This is a genomic window from Collinsella sp. LCP21S3_C7 (assembly GCF_052118485.1).
Taxonomy (GTDB): Bacteria; Actinomycetota; Coriobacteriia; order Coriobacteriales; family Coriobacteriaceae; genus Collinsella.
Map to the genome: position 1 here is coordinate 17,536 of NZ_JBQKHC010000017.1, position 21,019 is coordinate 38,554.

Below are 21,019 nucleotides of genomic sequence, written 5' to 3' on the forward strand. Positions count from 1 at the left end.
TTCTTTTATCAGATAACCCCCGGGATGATGACGAACGCCCACAGCGTGCCTGGCTGTTTAGTTCGTCGCGAGTTCCGCACGCAAAGGAAAGCACTTAATGTGCTTTCCGTCTTGCGCAGGACTGCCCGAGCAGCGAACTAAACAGCCAGGCACGCCAGGAGGACCCTCATGATCAAGATCACCGTCCCAGCAACCAGCGCCAACCTAGGCATCGGCTACGACACCCTCGGCATGGCCGTCAGCCTCTACTCGCACTTCACCTTCGAGCGCGCTGACAAGCTCACCATCACGGGCTGCCCCGAGGAGTTCCAAAACGAGAACAACCTGGTCTACGTCAGCTTTGTCGATGCGCTGGCCGCATGGGGCGAGCCGGCTTTTCCCGTTGCCATCGACATTCAAACCGATGTACCCGTCGCTCGCGGCCTGGGTTCCAGCTCCACTTGCGTCGTCGCTGGCATTATGGCTGCCGCCGCACTGACAGGCCACACCGTCGACCGCGCTGAGCTCGTCCGCATTGCCACCGAGGTCGAGGGCCATCCCGATAACGTCGCTCCCGCCATCCTGGGCGGCGCCGTCTGCTCCTTTACGCCGACCGATTCGCTCCCCCAGTGCCTGCGCTACGAGGTGAGCGATCGCTTGCGTTTTATTACCGTGATTCCGCCCTACGAGGTTCACACGAGCGAGGCGCGCAAGGTCGTGCCGCAGGAGATTCCGCTCTCCACCGCCGTATGGCAAATGGGCCGTATTGCCGGCATGACGCGAGGCCTGGAGGCCGGCGACCTCGACCTGATTGCCGCCGCCAATGACGACCGCATCCAGGAGCCCTATCGTCGTCGCCTGATTCCCGACTACAACGCTGTGCGCGACACCTGCCTTAACGGCGGCGCCAAGACCATCTGGATCAGCGGTTCGGGCTCTACCCTTATGGCTGTGACCGACGACACCATCGTGGCAAAATTCCTGCAGGTCAAGCTGCGCGAGCAGTTCCCCAAGTGTGAGACGCACATTCTAACGTGCGACACCGAGGGCGCTCAAATCGAGTACCTGTAGCGCCCTGTCTCATTGCTCTCACCGGTCTCCTTGGGGCTTCCCCTGAAAACGTCCTCGATCATGAATTGCCCCGTCGTGCGCTTCGCGCGACGGGGCAATTCGATCTGCGGATTGTTTTCAGGGGAAGCCCCAAGGAGACCTACGCGACCTCGACAGGATAATCGCATTCGCTGATTTAATATTGCGCTCCTTCGGAGCTGCGGATAAGCGGGCCTCGTGCTGCGGAATGTTTTTAAGGGGATGCCCCCGGGTGGCCCTATGGCAACGTGACTAGCGATGTCTATAGGGACCCACGCTTTGAAGGGGCGTCGGGCTGAAATTATGGCCCTTTATTGATAGGGGCTCTTGCTAGGCTGGAGCACTTACCAGCAACAGGCTTCGACTATGTGCTTGGTTTACGCCGCACTGGGTTCCTTGTATTCGAAGACTGGTTCTAGGAGGTCTTCGATGTTGCAGTGGAGGGCTTTTGCTATGGCTCTTACGCTTGTTACCGAAGCTTCATTGATGTTTCTCTGGCGCTGCTCGTACATTTGGATTGAGCGGAGTGACACACCCGATTCGTATGCTAGGTCTTGTTGGGTTTTCTTAAGCTTCTTTCTTGCTAACGCAAGTTTGGTTTGCCTGGACGCTTTTTTCGCCATATCGCAGACGAGGCGAGCCACACGTTCCTCCGAGGCTTCGTGCCAGGGGTAATACAGACTGCGCAGCACATCAAATGGAACGACATGCAGCAAATCTTCGAAAGACTCTCCTAGGCGCCACTGCAGGTATGCCAGCATCCAGCCCGCCCAATATTCCGGCGTCTTCTCAAATCGATAGGTGCAGTCCGGTATAGACCTGTTTTGATAGCCCGACCTTTCAGCGATAAGCGCGAACAGCTCAACACCCGATTTTCCCGACACTACCCATGCGTTGCCGCGTTCAAACTCGCGAGCAACCCCGCTCAGGCAAAAGAGTTCAGCAACTTCAGATCCTTCTGCTCCATAGTCATTGACGGCATAGTCGAAGCAGTCGCCGAGGTTGTTCATTGCGTCCTCGAGGTAGTAGACGGGATATGTCCTACTCGGCCCACGATCTGTTAACTCTTGGATCATTTAAATCAACCCTCCCTGCCATTAAATCCCTAATGTCGATACCTTCGGAATCGAAGCCATTGACCGCATCCAAGTATTTGCGTCGAGCATTCTGCTCTCGCTCAAAACGCTTGGGATAAAACTCAGACCCCGAAGCCCGCTTCCAATCGCAGAATCTAATCATCGAAAATGCGCGCTCGCTCATAAGGGCATATTGGATACCCAAATCACCCAAGCACATGATACGTTGCAGCTGTCTGAGCGATATCATGCCGCTGACAAACTGTCTTGCAAACGAAAAATAGGAGTCGTCAGCACGATAGCCTCGAATAACGTCATGTACCAACAACTATCACTGGGGTGATATAGATAGATGAAAACTATTGTCTGACAAGAGCCCCTACTAGAGGCAGGCCTCGGCAATGCGGCGCTTGAGCTCGTCGATGCCGGTGCCGGTCTGGGAGCTTGTGATGATTACGTTTTCGGCCGGGACGTTGAGTTGCTTTTTGATGGCTGCCGCTTGGCGGGCCTGCTGGGTGCGGCTGAGTTTGTCGGCCTTGGTGAGGCAGACGATAAAGTTGAACTCGTTGCCCTGCAGGTAGTCGATCATGTCATGGTCGAGCTTGCTGGGGTCATGGCGAATGTCCACCAGCGACACAACCAGGTTAAAGCTGCGCTCGGAGTCGAAGAAGTCGCCGATGAGCTCGGCCCAGCGATCGCGCTCGGCCTTGGAACGACGGGCGAAACCGTAGCCCGGCAGGTCCACAAAGTGCACGTCGTCGGCCTCGAAGAAATTGATATTGCTCGTCTTGCCCGGCGTGCTCGAAACCTTGACCAGGTTCTTGCGGCCAAAGAGCTTGTTCATGATGGACGACTTGCCCACATTGGAGCGGCCCACAAAGCTCACCTCGGGACAGGTGGACTCGGGGATCTGCGAAACCTTGCCGTAGCTGGCGACGAACTTGGCAAGCTGGTAGTTAATGGAATCGGCCATGGATACTCCTTGGTCGTAGGTTCTTACAATAGGGATGCACGATTACGCAGCGGCGATGCAGCGGACGATATCGAGTGTAATGCCGCTCGCGGTGCGGGCGTACTCGTCCAAATCGAACTCTCGCTCGCAAAACGCGTCATATGCCTCGTCACAATTATCGCTGATAGCACGCAGCACCAGACAATCGACACCGTTCTTGGCTGCAATATGGGCAATCGCAGCACCTTCCATCTCAACGCAATCGGCATGCGTCGCCTCGATGGCGGCGGTGCGCATGGCGTCGCCCGTTACAAAGCGGTCGCCTGTAGCGATAGTGCCAACCAGGAACTGTTTAGGGTCCTTCTCCGCAGCGGAATCAGAAGCGTAAGCATCGATAAACCCATGTTCGGCAAGCACGGTGGTGGCGATGTCAACTAGAGCCGGTGTCGAGGCAAACTCCTCAAGCTCCGGCGCCGACTCGGCGATGAGCGCCGTGTCGGTATCCAGATAGCGCAGGCACTTGCCAATAACCACGTCATTGATATGGAGTTTGGAGTTTAAGCCACCCGCAATGCCCGAAAACACAACGGCCTGCGGAGCATATTTGCTGATGAGATGCTGTGTTGCACCAGCGGCGTTTACGGTTCCCATGCCAGCGGTCGTGGCGACCACTGACAGACCGTTGAGCTCGCCGCTTACAACGCTCAAGCCTGCCTCTTGCGACACATGGGCACCGTTCAGTTCTTCTTTAATCTGCGCAACCTCTTTTTCGAGTGCACCGATGATTGCGATGGTAGGCATACCATCCCCCAAACCTGTGAAAACTGTTTATCCACGGTATGGTACCAGCATTTTGACTCAACCGCGCAATACGAAGCCGTTAGGCCAGCGCAGCGCGGGTATCGTAGAGCGCCTTGGCGATGGCGGCCACGGCCTCACTCGAACGGTCACTCCACGGCATCGACGTCATGATGCTCATAATGTAGGTGTCGCCATCGACATCGATGAGGCCAGCATCGCACGTCGCATTGCAACCTGCCTCGCTGATCCAGCCGGCTTTGTTACGCACCATGGCATGGTCGTCCGCAATGCCGTCACGGATAAAGGACCGGGTCGTAGAGGCCAGAAGGCCCGACAGCCATTGCGACGTCTCGCTCTCGCGGCTCAAATACTCGCTCATCTCGCGCCACAACTTGGCCGAGGTGCGCGGGCAATAGGTGGGGAAATCGCTCATCGAATCGAGCGCGACCTCGTCTTCGACGCCGAGTGCGGCAATCCAATCCTCGTAGCCATCTTGATCAAACGTTGCACGTAACGCGATAAACGAGTCGTTATCCGAGTTGACGACCGAGGTCTCGATCAGGTCGCGAACCGTCAGCCAACCCATACTGTAGCCGCCATAGGTGCCCAGAGTATCATCGAGCGATACTTGCCCTGTCTCGACCAGTAACTCGCAGACGTAGAGTACATAGAGCGCCTTGTAGCTGCTCGCACCGTACACCTCGGCGTCCGCGTTATACGTCACGCCCTTGCCGCTCGACAGATTGTAAAACACCACGCCCACGTCGCCCAATTCCTGGGCCTGATCAAGGGTATCTTGGAGCGCGGCGAGGCTCTCATCCTCAAGGACGGGGATCTGGTCATCAACCAGTGAGAAGGTCTGCACGGTATCGCCTGAGGGAATATCGTTAAAGTCCGCCTTCGAAAGCCTCGTCTTGAGGCTCGCTGTCGACAGGGTTTGACTTGCGGTGGCTTTAGATTTAGAGACCTTTTTGTTTTGCGTCTGTACCGTTGACGCATCTGAGTGTGCCATTCGCTCCGACGCGTAGGTTTTAGCGGTAATTCCGAGGATAATAACCGCCAACGTTAGCATCCCAACGGCGGCAATCTTCGTCACGCGGATGCGAGCGTCGGCAAGGCCACGCGAAGACGTGCCCTTCGTCTCATATCTGCTGCTATGCTGCGGCACATGCTCGTCCCGCGATGCATCGTTTCGCACGTGGTCTCCTGGCTGCTCCCGTTCATATACGAGCAGCATAATACCGAGCAGGCATTTCTTTCCAAAGATATTCAGAAGCGTTTAAGGTGTCTTTAAAGAAACCACAAGCGTATTTATCCAAATGGCACGATTCTGTTGCGCATCTCACCGCAACCCAGAGAGCAGTCTTTTTGGGACGGGGCTCTTTTAGCTACTTCTCCACCCTACCGGCCCCAAATGAGCTACCCCTAGCCGATAGCGTTTTTGAGTTCCGCGCGGCGCTTTTTCATGCCCGTCATGACGGCGTTGCGCAGCTCGGGCATGCGCGCGGCATCCATCTGTGGAACGCCCTCGAGCTTATAGGGAATCCCCAGCTGCTCATACTTGACGACGCCCATCGTGTGATACGGCAGCATTTCCAGGCCCACCACGTTATGCCACGGGGCAATCAGACGACCGAGTGCCTCGCACTCCTCTGCCGTGTCGGTAATGCCCGGTACTACCACGTGACGGATAACGACCTTGATCCTGCGACGCGCCAGCTCATCGCCAAACGCCAGGATGCGCGCAGGATCGCAACCGGTCAGCTTTTTATGCTCGACGGGATCGGCGTGTTTAATGTCGAGCAGCACCATATCGGTCTCGTTGAGTACGGCATCGAACTTCTCGGGATGCGCGGGGTCGAACGCATAGCCGCAACTATCCAAGCAGGTATGTACGCGACCATCGGGGTTGTTGTGCATTGCGCGGAACAGGTCTGCCAAGAACTCAGGCTGCAGGAGCGGCTCGCCGCCGGATACCGTAATACCACCGCTGCGGTAAAACTCATGGTTGCTCTGGAACTCGTCCATCAGGTGCTCGACGGTCACCATGGTGCCGCCGTTAACCGACCAGGTATCGGGGTTGTGGCAATACGCACAGCGCATGGGGCAGCCCTGAACAAACACCACAAAGCGGATGCCGGGTCCATCGACCGTTCCCATCGTCTCGATCGAATGCACGCGGCCCAGGGCAAACGCGGAGTCCTCAGGACGAGCGTCCATACCCTCGAGCTTCATCTCAGCCATTCCCGCTACCTTGCCTCTCATTGGTTTTAGCTACATAAATGCCAGAGTCATTCTAGCCTATATGCTTGATGGCGAAACGGTTTAACGGTCAATTGGATTGTCCTATTTGGCCCCATGCAAAAGCGGCGGGAAGGTTGTCGCAACCCGCCCGCCGCCGAGGCAATAGAAATCGATAGACGCCAGGCGTTACGCCTTGAGCGTGAGCACCGCGCCGAAGGCGGTCGGGCCGCAATGGCTCGAGATGACGCCGCCGACCTGAGTCCAGGTAACGTCCTTAAAGCCCAGGTCGTGCGCATAGACTTCCATGTCGTCGCGCAGCTCCTCGGAAAGGCCTACCGAATACGCCAGGCCAATGTGCGAGTAGTCAATTTCGCCCTTCGCAACCATGTGGTCAATAAAGGCGCGGGCGCACTTGAGCATAGAGCCGCGGAACTTCTTGGTCGCCACGAACTTGCCGCCTGTTACCTCAATGCAGGGCTTAATCTTGAGCAGATGGGCGCCTAGGAACGCGACGTTGGACAAGCGACCGCCCGCCTTAAGGAAGGCAAGGTCGGTAGGAACAAAGCCCAGCAACACGCGGTCCATAACGGAGCTCGCGAAGGCGAAGATCTCGTCGACGGTGGCATCGGGATGAGCCTCGATGTATTTGGCGGTCTCGACGACAACAAGCGACTGGCCCACCGAGACAAAACGCGTGTCCATGGAGAACACGTAGTCGCGCCCCTCTGCCGCGATCTTCGAGGACTGATGCGAACAGGTCGTGGCCTCGGAATACGCAAGATGCAAAATGGTCGCGTCGGGCTGCTCGGCGTGAATGCGGTCGTACACGCGAGAGAAATCTGCCGGCGCGCAGCCGCTGGTCTTGGGCATCACGCCAAACTCGTTGCAGCGCGAATAGATCTCGAGCGGATCGATCGAGCCGTCCCCGACGGTCTCGTCACCAATCGTGACATGCATGGGCACACGCACAATGCCGTAGCGTTCGCAGAGCTCTGGCGTCACATCCGAACCAGATTCAACCACGATTACGTACTTGCCCATTCTTATCACGACCCATCTCGACGTTGACTTTTTAATATGTGACGCACGTCCGCCGTCCTGCTACAGAACGGTCTCCAAGCGCCAAAGAGACGCCGTCCCTTGCACAAAACAAAGGACAGCGTCTCCCTGGAAAACTCCGTTCTTAGCTGAGATTTTACACGGTTTATTACTAAGTGTTACTTATTCCGCAAACGGTAGCTATACGCGATAAACGGTAGCAAGTAAGTATCCAGAACGCTCAACCCATTAGGAGAGTTCCGCCTAAAGGGTGACTACACAGGACCCCCGCCGGGGCTGTTTGGGCTACCTCCCAAAACATTCCGCAGGACGCAAGAAGCCCTCGCCGCACGAAGTGCGCAGCGAGGGCTTCTTGCATGTCCGAGGACACCAATTTAATTTAGCGTGGTTCCCTAAAGTGCGATGACGCAGGAGACCCGGCAAGGCCGGGAGCACTTTGCCTCGCAAACATTCCGCAGCCGCGAAGCGGCGAGGACGTTTGAGAGGCAAAGTGCGTAGGCCTTACCGGGTCTCCGGTGGGAGTTGAGTCCCTTTAGAACTTGTTGTGGAAGGTACGCGAAATGACCTCGTCCTGCTGCTCCTTGGTGAGCGTGTGGAAGTTCACGGCATAGCCGGAAACGCGGATGGTCAGCTGCGGGTACTTCTCGGGGTGAGCCTGAGCGTCGAGCAGCGTCTCACGGTTGAAGACGTTGATGTTCAGGTGGTGGCCACCCTTCTCGGCGTAAGCGTCGAGCATGTGGACCAAGTTATCGGCCTGAGTCTCGGAAACTTCAGAAACCTTCATAATGTGTCTCCTTCAATCGATCGGCGCCGGCCGAAACCGGCGCACTAATCAGTAATCGTTATTGTTAGTATAGCACTAACAATAGTTACTCGCCCAGCTGATCAAGGTCGATATCACCAAAGAACACCTGGTCCTCCTTGCCGAGCGCGCCCGGGATGATGGAGAAGGTGTTGGAGATGCCGTCCTGGGCATCGCGGAACGGGAGCTTGGAAACCGAAGACAGCGAAGCGATGGCGCCCTGGCTATCGCGCTTGTGCATGGGGTTAGCACCCGGGGCGAACGGCTGGCCAGCCTTGCGGCCGTCGGGCGTGGAGCCGGTCTTCTTACCGTACACGACGTTGGAGGTAATGGTCAGAACCGAGGTCGTGGGCACGGAGTTGCGGTAGGTGTCGTTCATGCGGATGTACTCCATGAACTGGTGCACAACGTCGTGAGCGATCTGGTCGACGCGGTCGTCGTCGTTACCGTACTTGGGGAACTCGCCCTCGGTCTCGAAGTCGACGATGATGCCGTTCTCGTCACGGACGGGGTGAACCTTGGCGTACTTGATGGCGGACAGGGAGTCAGCCACGACGGAAAGGCCAGCGATGCCCGTAGCGAACCAGCGGTGTACGTGCTTGTCGTGCAGAGCCATCTGGATGCGCTCGTAGCAATACTTGTCGTGCATGTAGTGAATGATGTTCAGCGAGTTGACGTACACGCCAGCGAGCCACTTCATCATGTCGTTGTACTTGGCCATAACGTCATCGTAATCGAGCGTGTCGCCCTCGACGGCGCGATACTTGGGGCCGACCTGCTTCTTGGAGACCTCGTCAACACCGCCGTTAAGTGCGTACAGCAGGCACTTGGCCAGGTTGGCACGAGCGCCGAAGAACTGCATCTCCTTGCCAATGCGCATGGAGGACACGCAGCAGGCGATGCCGTAGTCGTCGCCGTGGTAAACGCGCATGAGGTCGTCGTTCTCGTACTGGACCGAGGAGCTGGCGACAGAAGTCTTGGCGCAGAACTTCTTGAAGTTCTCGGGAAGACGGGTCGACCACAGAACGGTCATGTTGGGCTCGGGGCTGGTGCCCATGTTCTCGAGCGTGTGCAGGTAGCGGAAGCTCATCTTGGTAACGAGCGTACGGCCGTCAACACCCATGCCGCCGATGGACTCGGTGACCCACTGCGGATCGCCGGTAAACAGGGCCTGATACTCGGGGGTACGGGCAAACTTGACCATGCGGAGCTTCATGATGAAGTGATCCACGAACTCCTGGATCTGCTCCTCGGTAAAGGTACCGTTGGCAAGGTCGCGCTCAGCGTAGATGTCGATGAACGTAGAGGTACGGCCGATGGACATAGCGGCGCCGTTCTGCTCCTTGACGGCAGCGAGGTAGGCGAAGTACATCCACTGGATGGCCTCCTGCGTGTTGGTAGCAGGTTTGGAAATATCGAAACCATAGGTCTCGGCCATCATCTTGAGCTCGCCGAGGGCGCGGATCTGCTCCTGCAGCTCCTCGCGATCGCGGATGTTGTCGGCGGTCATGACCGTCGGGGTGGAAGCCTTCTGGGCCTCCTTGTCCTTGATCAGGTAGTCGACGCCGTACAGGGCGACACGACGGTAGTCGCCGATGATGCGGCCGCGGCCATAGCCATCGGGCAGACCGGTGATGATGTGAGCCGAGCGGCAAGCACGCATCTCGGGGGTGTAGACATCGAAGACGCCGGCGTTGTGGGTCTTGCGCTCGAAGGTGTAGCGCTCGACAACGTTCTCGTCGACCTTGTAGCCGTGCTGGCTGGCAGCCTGGCAAGCGATGCGGATACCACCGTTGACGTGCAGAGCGCGCTTGAGCGGCTTGTCAGTCTGAAGACCGACGATGGTCTCCTTCTCGCGGTGGGCGTTATCGATGTAGCCAGCGGGGTGGCTCACGATACCCGTGACAGTCTTGGTGTCCATATCGAGGACGCCGCCCTGCTCGCGCTCCTTGAGCAGCAGGTCGAGAACCTCGCCCCACAGCTCCTTGGTACGCTCGGTCGGACCGGCGAGGAACGATTCGTCGCCCTCGTAGGGGGTGTAGTTCTTCTGGATGAAGTCTCGGACGTCAACCTCTCCCGTCCAGATGCCTTCCTTGAAGCCTTCCCATGCCTCCTGCATTGTGTAACCACGCTCCTAGTTACGTATAATGCGGCGCTCTCTCACACCGCTGCTTATTGAATTCTTGAATGTTCGGGTTGAATGACCGGCTTCATTCGCCTTCCATCGCGCGTTAGCACAGGGAAAAACGTTTGTCCACCTTGGAACTGCAACCCAAAACCCAAGATTTCACCCGTCTGAGAAGGATAACATAGCCACCCCCTTCATCAGGGCTGTTATATGTTTCTTTTTTTATACCATTAGGGCGTTTTTAACAAATCCGCAGGAAATGCGAGCGTGAACAACTACCGTTCACCGATTTGTTTGGTATTTTCCTTGCCTTTGTACGACGTTCACTCTAGCTGTTATGCCAGCTTTAGCAGGGTAAAGTGCCCCAGAGACCCACAGAAACTGCAGGGCGGCCACGGGATTTCCCCCGGGGCCGCCCTGTGGCGTGGCTAGTTATTTAGCTTTGATTGCCGCTTGGCATTAAGCGGCTGCGGTGACCCTGTCGGCCGCGGCCTTTTTGCTGTCGCCGTGACCCTGGCCCTCAAAATGCTTGTAGCACCAGCTGGTGACCAGCGGGGTCAAAATGGCCGTCACGATGGCGCACGCTGCAACCTGCGCCGTAGCCGTCGCGAGCACGGCGCCACCGTACATGGCCTCGTTGACGCTTGCCATGGCGGCAGGCGTGGCCACATTGGCTCCGGCGCAGCTCGAAATGGCCGCACCTGCGACACCCGTACCGCCCGTGAACTTATCGACCGCGATGACGGGAATTGCAAAGACCACCGAGCAGATCACGCCGAGCAGGATGCCGGGAAGACCGCCGTTGATGAGCTGGCCAAAGGTCATAGTCGAGCCCATGGCAAAGAAGACGAGCACGATGATGGCGGAAAGTGCCGGAGCCATCATCTTCTTAAAGCTCGGGAAGAGGTTACCCAGAATAATGCCGACGACGATCGGCAGGATGGCGCCCACGAGCGACCAGCCGATCGGAGCCTGGCCAGCAGCGCCGAGCACGATCATTGTGACCGGAGGGCCGACAACGAGTGTGGTGATGGCGACGGCGCCACGTTCGGCCTCGTTGCCCATGGTGCCCATCAGACCAGCGTACATAGCGTTGTTGGCGCCGGTGCAAGCCGCCAGCATCACCATGGCAGAGATGCCAAAAAGGTTGTCGTTGAATACATAAAGGATAAGCAGCGACACGGCAACGACCACGATCTGCTTGACAGCGATGATGATGGCGCCGCGTGCAGCGGCGGCAGGAGCACTTTTAAACGAAATCGTCGTACCGACGATGAGCAAAAAAGCGCCCACGAGCGGGCTTGCACCCTGCTGGGTCATGCCAAGTGTAAAGCTGCCGAGCGTTTTGAACAGGTCGGGGAATAGCGTGTTGAGCAAGCAGCCCAGCAAAAGCGGCACCAAAATATTGGCGCCCGGGATGGAGGACATCTTAAAGAACGGCTCCTTTGCAGCCGGCGCCTCCACCGCAGTCGATTCACTCATATATATCTCCTTTGGATGCATGCGAATCGTAGCCGCACGCGCCTATGTCAGAAAGAAAGCGACAACCCCGAGTCGCCAGGGTCGCCGCCAAACGATTACCGCGGGGTATTACCCGTCCAGGACGATGCCGCCGTCGCAGTCACCGATCTCGCCGTTCACGAAGCTGGCGAGGTCGGAAGCGAAGAACAGCACCATCTGCGCAGGCTCGCTGGCCTGGGCGGCGCGACCCAGAGGAATACCGTTGATGATGCGCTGAGAGTTCTCGTCAGAAAGGATCGACGTCATGTCGGTAAGCGTGAGCGACGGGCACACGGCGTTGCAGCGGACGCCGAACTTACCGCCCTCCTTGGCGACCGCCTTGGTAAGGCCGTTGACACCGGCCTTGGAGCTCGCGTAGGCCGCGGTGCCGAGCAGGCCGCCGCCGATCTTGCCAGCAACGGAGCTCACGTTGACGATAGTGCCGGCATGTGCCGCCTTAAAGTGCGGGTACACGGCATTCATCATGGTAAAGGTGCCGTTGAGGTTGATGTCGATGGTGCGACGCCACTCGGTGTCGTCGATCTCGTCAAACTTCTTGGTGCTGATGACACCGGCGCAGTTGATCAGGATGTTGGTTTGCGGCAGGTCCGTAAAAATCTGCTCGACGGTCTCGCGCGCCTTGGGCGCATCGGCGACATCGAGCTGATAGAACTTGTTGCCCTCGCCAAGCTCGGCCACAGCCGCCTCGCCCTTGGCAGCGTTCCTTGCGATGAGCGCGACGTGTCCGCCGCCCGCAACGATACCCTTGGCAATCTCGAGGCCAATGCCCTGAGTGCCGCCGGTAACGATCGCGGTTTTACCCGTGAAGTCAAATGCCATGACTCCAACCCCCTTGATTCAGGTGTCTCCTTGCGGGAAGTTGGAGCATCGCACATGGCGATAAATGAGTCCCAGTCGTCATGGTGGTGACAACCCCTCGCCTAACCGCGGGCATGATAGTTCTTTGAAACGCTTCAGCAATTGAATTATTTTAAGTCTTTATGCGCTCTTAATATTGCCCACTGCATGAGGCCCGCATATGGGGGGTATCATCTTCTACCAAAAATAGTTTCTAGTGTTAGGGGTTTTCGGTGAAAGATACCGATTTCCGTGAACTTGGGCGTCAGCTCCTTACCGAGTTCGGCAGTATGCATCAGCGCATTTCGCGCTTTGCGGACAAAGCCCTCAGTGGTGAGATGGCCGTCATGCGCGCCCTCATGCTCGCTGGCGGTTCGCTCACGCCAAGCGAACTCGCCGATCGTGCCTGGGTCTCGAGCGCCCGCATCGCCAATATCCTGCGCGCTCTCGAAGCCAAAGGCTGGGTCGAGCGCGAGCACTCAAAGACCGACCGTCGTCGCGTACACGTCACGGTGACCGACAAGGGATTCCATGATCTCGAAATCAAGCATCGGGAATTCGAGGACCGCACCGCGGCCTTCCTCGAGCAGCTCGGCGAAACAGATACCCAAGAGATGGTGCGCCTTCTTAGGCGTGCCAACGAAATTATCGACCGCAATCAAGAAAGGAGAGATGCCGAGTGAGGATTCTCAAGCTCTTTAAAAAGCATGTCCTGGCACTGTTCGCAGCTATCGTACTTATCGTAATCAGCTGCAACGCCGATCTGGCGCTGCCTACGTATATGAGCGACATCGTCGACGTGGGCGTGCAGCAAGGCGGTATCGCCTCGCCCGTACCTGACACCATTCGCACCGAATCGCTCGACGACCTCGAACTCTTTATGAGCGATAAGGACGCCAAAGCTGTGGAGGCCGTGTTTAGCAAGGCGGATAATAACGGCATTCGAACGTACAAGGGCACCGAGGAAGAGCGCGCCGACGGCGGCAAGATTGCCGACATCGTGAGCCTGCCCGAGACCGTCGTCCTTTCGTTCAACCAGGGCATTGACGCCAACTCCATGGATGACATGATGGGTTCGTCCAGCGAGAATAACAACAACGCCGCCCAGGCCATGCCCACCCCCGAGCAGATGGCGGCAATGACGCCCGAGCAGCTCGCCGAGATGCAGCAGAAGGCCGCGGCGGCGCAGAACATGCAAAAGCAGATTGATACCGACGGCGGTAAGATCACCATGAAGAGCCTGCGCCTAGGCGTTGAAGGCGGCCTAATCGACCAGGGCAAGCTCGTCGAGGGCGCCAACGATATGGCGGACAAAATGGGCTCCATGTCGGGTTCCATCGTGACCCAACGCGCCGTGAGCTATGTACAAGACGAGTACAAGGCTCAGGGCATCGACCCCGCCGACGTGCAGAACGCCTATCTGGGCCGCATGGCAACCACGATGTTTGGTCTGTGCCTGATCTCGCTCATCGCCACCATCCTGACCGGCGCCGTGGCCTCGCGCACCGCCTGTTCCATCGCACGCGACCTGCGCCGCGAGACCTTCAACAAGGTTATGCACTTCTCGCCGGCCGAGGTGGGCAAGTTTAGCCAGGCCTCGCTCATCACCCGCTGCACCAACGACATTCAGCAGATTCAGATGGCCGCAACCCTGTTTATCCGCATGTGCCTGATGGCCCCCGTCATGGGCATCGTCGCCGTCATGCGCGTCCTGGCCAACCACACCGGCCTGGAGTGGACCATCGCCGTGGCCATCATCGCGGTCTCGGCCGTCGTCGGCGTGCTTATGGGCCTCACCATGCCCAAGTTCAAAAAGATGCAAAGCTTTGTGGACCGCGTGAACCTCACCGCCCGCGAGCTGCTCGACGGCCTTATGCCCATACGCTCGTTCAACCGCGAGGAGCATGAGCTCGAGCGTTTTGACAAGGCTTCGCTCGACCTAATGACCACGCAGCTCTACACCAATCGTGCCATGAGCTTTATGATGCCGCTCATGATGCTCGTCATGAACTGCATCACCGTGCTTATCGTCTGGTTTGGCGCGCAGGGCGTGTCCGATGGCGTGATGCAGGTCGGCAACATGATGGCGTTTATCTCCTATACCATGCAGATCGTCATGGCGTTTATGATCCTCACCATGGTTTCGGTCATCCTGCCCCGCGCCGAGGTCGCAGCCGAGCGCGTGGAAGAGGTCATCACCTGCCCCACGAGCATCAACGACCCCGCCTCGCCCAAACTGCCCGCGGCCAGCGCACCGCGCGGTGAGCTCACCTTCCGCGACGTGAGCTTCCAGTATCCCGATGCCCGCGCCGACGTCATTAGCGGCGTGAACTTCACCACGCATGCCGGTCAGATGCTCGGCATCATTGGTTCCACGGGCTCGGGCAAGTCCACGCTCGTACAGCTGATTCCGCGCTTATACGACGTCACGGGCGGCAGCATTTCGCTCGATGGTATCGACGTGCGCGATATGACCCTTTCCGAGCTTCGCCGCCGCATTGGTTACATCCCTCAGCAGGGGCTTCTGTTCTCGGGCACCGTGGAGAGCAACCTTAAGTTTGCCGGCGACATGGTAAGCGACGAGAACATGCACGAGGCCGCGCGCATCGCCCAAGCCGAGGACTTTATCGCCGAGCGCGAGGGCGGCTACGACTCCCCCATCAGCCAGGGCGGCTCCAATGTCTCGGGCGGTCAGCGCCAGCGTCTGGCCATCGCCCGCGCGTTGGCAAAAAAGCCCGAGGTCCTGGTGTTCGATGACTCGTTTAGCGCCCTCGACTACAAGACCGACGCGCGCCTGCGCGAAGAGCTTGCCAAAAACGTTACCGACGCCGCGCTCGTTGTCGTAGCCCAGCGCATCGCGACCATCATGCACGCCAACCAGATCATCGTGCTCGACGACGGCCACGTGGTGGGCACTGGTACGCACGAGGAGCTGCTGCACAGCTGCCCGGCGTACCTGGAGATCGCACAGTCGCAGCTTTCCGCCGAGGAGCTGGGGCTCACTCAAGAAGAAATTGCAGCCGTTATGGAGGGAGGCGAGCACTAATGGCAGACGAGACCAAGACTCAGATTCCCAGGCCCACCCGCCAGCGCGGTCCCATGGGCCGCATGGGTGGCATGGGCCGCGGCGAGAAGGCCAAGGACTTTAAGGGCGCCATGCGGCAGTTGCTCGGCTATATCGGTCAACACAAGGTTGCCGTGCTTGCCGCCGTCGCCTTTGCCGTGTGCTCGGTCGTCTTTAACATTGTGGGACCCAAGGTGCTCGGCCAGGTTACGACCAAGCTGTTCGAAGGCCTGGTCGCCAAGGTCAACGGTACCGGCGATGTCGACTTTGCCTGGATCGCCAAGACGCTCGGCTTTTTGCTCTGCCTGTATCTGGCAAGCTCTGTTTGCAGCCTCATCCAGGGCTGGCTCATGACCGGCGTCACGCAAAAGATTTGCTACCGCATGCGCAAGGAGATCGCCGCCAAGATCGCTGTCGTGCCGATGAGCTACTTTAACGGACACAGCAAGGGCGATGTGCTCAGCCGCATCACCAACGACGTCGATACGCTGGGTCAGTCGCTCAACCAGAGCGTGACGCAGCTCATCACGTCGGTGACGCAGATTATCGGCGTGCTCGTCATGATGCTGTCGATCAGCCTGCCGCTTACCGGCGTCACCGTGCTCACACTGCCGGCCGCCGCGATTATCCTGACCGTGATGATTCATTTCTCGCAGCCGTACTTCCGCGAGCAGCAGCAGGTCCTGGGCACCGTCAACGGCATTATCGAGGAGGACTTTGCCGGCCAGAACGTCATTCAGGTGTTCGACCGCGCCGAGGCCTCAATCGAAGAGTTCGACCGTCAAAACGACCGCCTCTTTATTAGTGGCTGGCGCTCGCAGTTCCTGTCGGGCCTGATGATGCCGCTTATGAGCTTGGTGGGCAACATGGGCTACGTGGGCGTGGTCGTGGTGGGCGCACAGCTCGCGCTGACCGGCAATGCCACGCCCGGCGACATCCAGAGCTTTATCCAGTACGTTCGCAACTTTACGCAACCCGTGCAGCAGCTGGGCAACGTGAGCAACACGATGCAGTCTATGGCCGCTGCCACCGAGCGCGTCTTTGAGTTCCTGGCCGCGCCCGAGGAGGAGCAGAAGGCCGACGCGCAGATTCCCGAAAAGCGCCCTGGCCATGTGGAGTTTGACCACGTCAAGTTTGGCTACACGCCCGACAAGACCATCATCCACAACTTTAGCTGCGAGGCACAGCCCGGCCAGACCATCGCCATCGTCGGTCCCACCGGCGCCGGCAAGACCACGCTCATTAAGCTGCTACAGCGCTTCTACGACGTGGACGGCGGCTCGCTGCGCGTCGATGGCGTCGACGTACGCGATTGGGACCGCGCGGCACTGCGCGGCGAGTTTGCCATGGTGCTGCAGGATACGTGGCTGTTTAACGGCACCATCCGCGAGAACATCCGCTACGGACGCCCCGATGCAAGCGATGCCGAGGTCGAGGCCGCTGCACGCGCTGCACGCTGCGACCACTTTATCCATACGCTCGCCGGCGGTTACAACTTTATGATCAACGAGGAAGGCACCAACCTTTCGCAGGGCCAACGCCAGCTCGTGACCATTGCCCGCGCCATTTTGGCCGACCGGCCGGCGCTGATTTTGGACGAGGCGACATCCAACGTCGATACCCGCACCGAGGAGCTTATTCAGCGCGCCACGGATGCGCTGATGCAGGGCCGTACCAGCTTTGTTATCGCACACCGCCTGTCCACGATCCGCAACGCCGACGTGATCTTGGTAATTCGCGACGGCGACATCGTCGAGAAGGGCACGCACGACGAGCTGCTCGCCCAGGGCGGCTTCTACGCCGACCTGTACAACTCGCAGTTCGACGAAGCGGCGTAAATTCTGCCGCAGGGAACGAATAACACCCGAGAACGGGGGCGCAGGACAACCTGCGCTCCCGTTTTTTGTTCTGCGACCCTCAAACCGCCTCCCCTGGGACCAAATTGACGACCTCTTCCAAGCCGCGTGGCATCATTCCATTCCAGGGCCAGCCAACGTTTACCCAGATAAAACCTGCCAAAATAAACCTGTCCCTTTTTGGCAGGTTTTGGGGTGATGAGGGCTTGCACTTTAGCGTGCGACAGCGGATAATGCCGAGCATTCGACAATACACACTTTGTCTTATTTGATTGAGGAGGCCCCGTATGGCCATGGAATTCAAGCGCAGGCTGCCGATCCCCATGGAAATCCGCGAGGAAATGCCGCTTTCCGCCGATCTTACCGCCAAAAAACAGGCATTCGACGCCGAGGTCGCCAAGGTCTTTACCGGCGAGGACGCGCGCAAGGTGCTCATCATCGGCCCGTGCTCTGCCGACCGCGAGGACTCGGTGCTTGAGTACATGAGCCGACTGGCCAAGGTCGCCGAAGAGGTCAAGGACAAGCTCATCATCATTCCGCGCGTCTATACCAACAAGCCGCGCACCAAGGGCACTGGCTACAAGGGCCTGCTGCACAACCCCAACCCCGAGGCTCCCGACGACCTGCTCGAGGGCGTCAAGGCCATCCGCCATATGCACCTGCGCGTCATCGAGGAGACCGGTTTCTTTACCGCCGATGAGATGCTCTACCCGTCCAACTACCAGTACCTCGTCGACCTGCTGAGCTACGTCGCCGTGGGCGCGCGCTCGGTCGAGAACCAGGAGCATCGTCTGGTGTCGAGCGGCATTTCGGTGCCTGTGGGCATGAAGAACCCCACCGCCGGTTCCACCACCGTTATGCTCAACTCCATCTACGCCGCCCAGGCACATCAAAGCTTCATCTTCCGCAACTGGGAGGTCGAGTGCGACGGCAATCCGCTCGCGCACGCCGTCATGCGTGGCTACATTGGTCTCGACGGTCGTACCTACCCCAATTACCACTACGAGCATCTGGAGCGTCTGGCTGAGCGCTATACCGAGCATGCCGGCTACGCCAACCCGGCGGCGATCATCGACTGCAACCACGACAACTCGGGCAAGCGCCCGCTGGAGCAGCACCGCATCTGCAAGGAGGTGCTCGACAGCTGCCGCCGCAACGAGTCCATCTCCAAGCTGGTCAAGGGCTTTATGATCGAATCCTACCTGGAGGACGGCAACCAGTCTGTCGACGGCGGCGTCTTTGGCAAGTCCATCACCGACCCGTGCCTGGGCTGGGAAAAGACCGACTACCTCATCCACGAGATCGCAGAGCGGGTTTAGTTACGCGGTTTTACTAAACCGCGTAACTACTCGACGCTGCGCGGGCCGCATTTGGACAATCTGACGCTCAACTTCAAGGGCGCGACCAGAAGGTCAGCGCCCTTTCGTTTCACGTCACCTTGTCTCAAATGCGGCCCGCTCGCTGTCCGTCCTCTACCTGCGGCGCCGTCTTGCTCCGGACGCGACAGTTAGGGACGTTCCTTTTCTGCCGGCAGTCTGGGACATTCCTTGGGGTAGTCGTTGGGGACGCTCTTGTTTGACTAGTCGTTTAAGAACGTCCCCCATGACCACCGCAAAAAAGCGCCGCCGCGGACGCTCACGCATCCGCGGCGGCCTGCACTAAATCGCGACGACTGCTGGCACCTTAGCGTTCTACCGAGCAGATCGCCCGCTCTTTACCTCGTTCGACCGATTATCCCTCGTATACGATACGGCCATCGGAGACAGTGAACAGAATCTTGGTATCGGAGATCTTCTTGGGATCGCAATGAAGAATGTCTTGGTCGAGCACCGTGATGTCGGCGAGCTTGCCCACCTCGAGCGTACCGATTTTATCCTCCATGTAGTTCTCGAAGGCAACGTTTTTGGTGTATGCCTCGAGCGCCTGATATGCCGTGATGGCCTGCTCGGGCCAACGGTACATATCGGTGTCCTCCTCCTCGGGATACGGGCTGTTGCGCGTAACGGCCACCTCGATCTCCTCGAGCGGCGCATAGCCGGTGACCGGGCCATCGCTCGCACCGGAGATAAAGCAGCCGGCCTCGAGCATATTCTTGACGGGGTAGAACTTCATGGCGCGATCCTCGCCCACAAAGGCGATCTCGAGGTCGCACAAAGGATCGTGATACATCCACAGGAACTGCAACGCGCACACGATGTCGAGATCGACGACGCGCTGAATGTCCTCGTCGGTGATTGCACACACATGCGTCATGGTGTTGCGGCGATCATCGCGCTCACCGTTCTCCTTGACGCAGCGCTCGTAGGCATCGAGTGTATTGTGGACGGCGCCATCTCCGATCGCGTGAACATGAATCTGAACACCCTCTTTGTCGAGGGCGGCCACCATGTCGCTGAACTCCTGCTGATCCCAGACGGACTCGCCGTGCCAGTTATCGCCCTTACCGGCGGCGGAGGTATATGGCTCGAGCATCACGGCGCTGCCGCCCTCGGTAACGCCATCGGAGTAGATCTTAACCGTACCGGTAGAGATCATGTTGCTATCGAACTTCTTGAGGTCCTTCACGGTTTTAAGGGCCTCTTCAGCCGTAATGCCGGGCCTAATGGTAGGAAGTACTCGCATGCGCAGGTTAAGCTTGCCATCTTTCTCAAGGTCAGTATAGAACTGGCAATCCTGTGCCGTAGAATCTCCCACGACGCTTATGTTGGTAATGCCGGTGATGCCGTATTTCGTAGCCACCTGCTGGTACTTGTCGATAGCGTTCTCAAGCTCCTTGTCCGTATGCTCGACGGAGACAACCTCCCTCACCATAGCTGCAGCAGAATCGATCAAGTAGCCAGTCGCCTCGCCGTTTGCATCGCGGGTGATGATGCCGCCCGTGGGATTGGGGGTATCGTTATCGATGCCCGCAAGCTCGAGCGCACGGCTGTTGACCCACACCGAATGATAGGAAACATCGGTCAGCATGATGGGCTTATCGGAGCAGATCTCATCGAGGATGGACTTGTTGGGGCCGGGATTGGTGCCATCCTCTTGCTCGAAGGCGTTGATCATGAACGAGCCGCCAACGTAAGCCTCATCATCGGGATGCTTGGTTACAAAATCACTGACCGCCTTCTTATACTCATCGATCGTGGTAGCCTTGGTAAGATCGATTTCGTACAGCGCAGTCACCCAGTTGCCCGGAGCGTGGATATGGCCGTCCATAAAGCCGGGGATCACCATACCGCCATCAAGATCGATGACGCGCGTGTTGTCATCGATGTACTCGTCAACACCGGAGTCTTCGCCTACATATACGATCTTGTTGCCCGAGACAGCCAGGGCGGCCGCGGTGTCGCCCTCTTTGACCATCGTCTGAATCGTGCCGTTACGAAAGACGATGGATGCCTTATCGGAACTCGCGCTGCCGGTGCTTCCGGCATTTGAAGAATTGTTGGCGCAACCGGCGGCACCCACCGCAACAGCCGCGGCGCCCAACGTGCTCAGGCCGAGAAAGCTTCTACGGGAAACGGGGGGGATAGAGGTCTTCATATAACCCACCTTTCAGTTGACATCGCCGCGCTTTTGCGACGCTTGCTATCACCTGAATACCACCCCCGGGTATAAAC

Annotated in this window: 17 protein-coding genes; 5 read left to right on the forward strand and 12 right to left on the reverse strand. The window is 58.3% G+C overall.

Features of this window, described 5'->3' with window-relative positions; genetic code table 11:
- Positions 1–168: 168 nt before the first annotated feature.
- On the forward strand, positions 169–1,050 hold the full coding sequence (gene thrB, locus ACTQ1E_RS06970) for a homoserine kinase (RefSeq protein ID WP_154514914.1): 882 nt from the start codon (positions 169–171) through the stop codon (positions 1,048–1,050).
- A 395-nt stretch (positions 1,051–1,445) separates the two neighbouring features.
- Here thrB and ACTQ1E_RS06975 read toward each other — a convergent pair whose 3' ends face one another.
- The 11 genes from ACTQ1E_RS06975 to ACTQ1E_RS07025 form a co-directional block, all read right to left on the reverse strand.
- On the reverse strand, positions 1,446–2,078 hold the full coding sequence (locus ACTQ1E_RS06975) for a helix-turn-helix transcriptional regulator (protein WP_427748371.1): 633 nt from the start codon (positions 2,076–2,078) through the stop codon (positions 1,446–1,448).
- Positions 2,079–2,109: 31 nt separating this feature from the next.
- Positions 2,110–2,472 (reverse strand): DUF3990 domain-containing protein, encoded by a 363-nt coding sequence (locus ACTQ1E_RS06980; RefSeq protein ID WP_441565508.1) that lies wholly within the window; start codon positions 2,470–2,472, stop codon positions 2,110–2,112.
- A 54-nt stretch (positions 2,473–2,526) separates the two neighbouring features.
- The gene (gene yihA / locus ACTQ1E_RS06985) at positions 2,527–3,117 is read right to left on the reverse strand and encodes a ribosome biogenesis GTP-binding protein YihA/YsxC (protein WP_055252447.1); all 591 of its coding nucleotides are present in this window, start codon (positions 3,115–3,117) and stop codon (positions 2,527–2,529) included.
- Positions 3,118–3,159: 42 nt separating this feature from the next.
- Entirely contained in the window at positions 3,160–3,897 is a 738-nt protein-coding gene (mtnN, locus tag ACTQ1E_RS06990) for a 5'-methylthioadenosine/S-adenosylhomocysteine nucleosidase (RefSeq protein ID WP_441048673.1), read from the reverse strand.
- Between the two features lie 79 nt (positions 3,898–3,976).
- Positions 3,977–4,909, reverse strand: a complete 933-nt coding sequence (locus ACTQ1E_RS06995; RefSeq protein WP_441565510.1) for a serine hydrolase — start codon at positions 4,907–4,909, stop codon at positions 3,977–3,979.
- Between the two features lie 413 nt (positions 4,910–5,322).
- A complete protein-coding gene (pflA, locus tag ACTQ1E_RS07000) occupies positions 5,323–6,141 on the reverse strand; it encodes a pyruvate formate-lyase-activating protein (protein ID WP_441565512.1) in 819 nt (272 codons plus the stop codon).
- Between the two features lie 186 nt (positions 6,142–6,327).
- Complete coding sequence (locus ACTQ1E_RS07005; RefSeq protein WP_441565514.1) at positions 6,328–7,182, reverse strand: DegV family protein; 855 nt, start codon at positions 7,180–7,182, stop codon at positions 6,328–6,330.
- 550 nt (positions 7,183–7,732) lie between these two features.
- Positions 7,733–7,984: an autonomous glycyl radical cofactor GrcA3 gene (gene grcA3 / locus ACTQ1E_RS07010; protein WP_055252439.1), complete on the reverse strand. Its 252-nt coding sequence runs from the start codon at positions 7,982–7,984 to the stop codon at positions 7,733–7,735.
- Between the two features lie 85 nt (positions 7,985–8,069).
- Positions 8,070–10,121 carry a formate C-acetyltransferase gene (gene pflB / locus ACTQ1E_RS07015; protein WP_154514930.1) on the reverse strand — a complete coding sequence of 684 codons (2,052 nt, stop codon included), beginning with the start codon at positions 10,119–10,121 and terminating at the stop codon, positions 8,070–8,072.
- Between the two features lie 468 nt (positions 10,122–10,589).
- The gene (locus ACTQ1E_RS07020; protein ID WP_441040829.1) at positions 10,590–11,612 is read right to left on the reverse strand and encodes a 2-keto-3-deoxygluconate permease; all 1,023 of its coding nucleotides are present in this window, start codon (positions 11,610–11,612) and stop codon (positions 10,590–10,592) included.
- A gap of 108 nt (positions 11,613–11,720) precedes the next feature.
- Complete coding sequence (locus ACTQ1E_RS07025; RefSeq protein WP_006234857.1) at positions 11,721–12,470, reverse strand: SDR family NAD(P)-dependent oxidoreductase; 750 nt, start codon at positions 12,468–12,470, stop codon at positions 11,721–11,723.
- Positions 12,471–12,721: 251 nt separating this feature from the next.
- Here ACTQ1E_RS07025 and ACTQ1E_RS07030 point away from each other — a divergent pair, with 251 nt between their 5' ends.
- From ACTQ1E_RS07030 to ACTQ1E_RS07045, 4 genes are all read left to right on the forward strand, one after another.
- Positions 12,722–13,171, forward strand: a complete 450-nt coding sequence (locus ACTQ1E_RS07030; protein ID WP_154514934.1) for a MarR family winged helix-turn-helix transcriptional regulator — start codon at positions 12,722–12,724, stop codon at positions 13,169–13,171.
- On the forward strand, positions 13,168–15,534 hold the full coding sequence (locus ACTQ1E_RS07035; RefSeq protein ID WP_441565516.1) for an ABC transporter ATP-binding protein: 2,367 nt from the start codon (positions 13,168–13,170) through the stop codon (positions 15,532–15,534). Before ACTQ1E_RS07030 ends, ACTQ1E_RS07035 begins: the two co-directional genes overlap by 4 nt.
- Positions 15,534–17,390 carry an ABC transporter ATP-binding protein gene (locus ACTQ1E_RS07040; RefSeq protein ID WP_441565518.1) on the forward strand — a complete coding sequence of 619 codons (1,857 nt, stop codon included), beginning with the start codon at positions 15,534–15,536 and terminating at the stop codon, positions 17,388–17,390. The genes ACTQ1E_RS07035 and ACTQ1E_RS07040 overlap by 1 nt, the downstream gene beginning before the upstream one ends.
- A gap of 305 nt (positions 17,391–17,695) precedes the next feature.
- Positions 17,696–18,727 (forward strand): 3-deoxy-7-phosphoheptulonate synthase, encoded by a 1,032-nt coding sequence (locus ACTQ1E_RS07045; RefSeq protein WP_427728119.1) that lies wholly within the window; start codon positions 17,696–17,698, stop codon positions 18,725–18,727.
- Between the two features lie 412 nt (positions 18,728–19,139).
- Here ACTQ1E_RS07045 and ACTQ1E_RS07050 read toward each other — a convergent pair whose 3' ends face one another.
- Positions 19,140–20,942: an amidohydrolase gene (locus ACTQ1E_RS07050; protein ID WP_441565521.1), complete on the reverse strand. Its 1,803-nt coding sequence runs from the start codon at positions 20,940–20,942 to the stop codon at positions 19,140–19,142.
- Between the last annotated feature and the right edge of the window lie 77 nt (positions 20,943–21,019).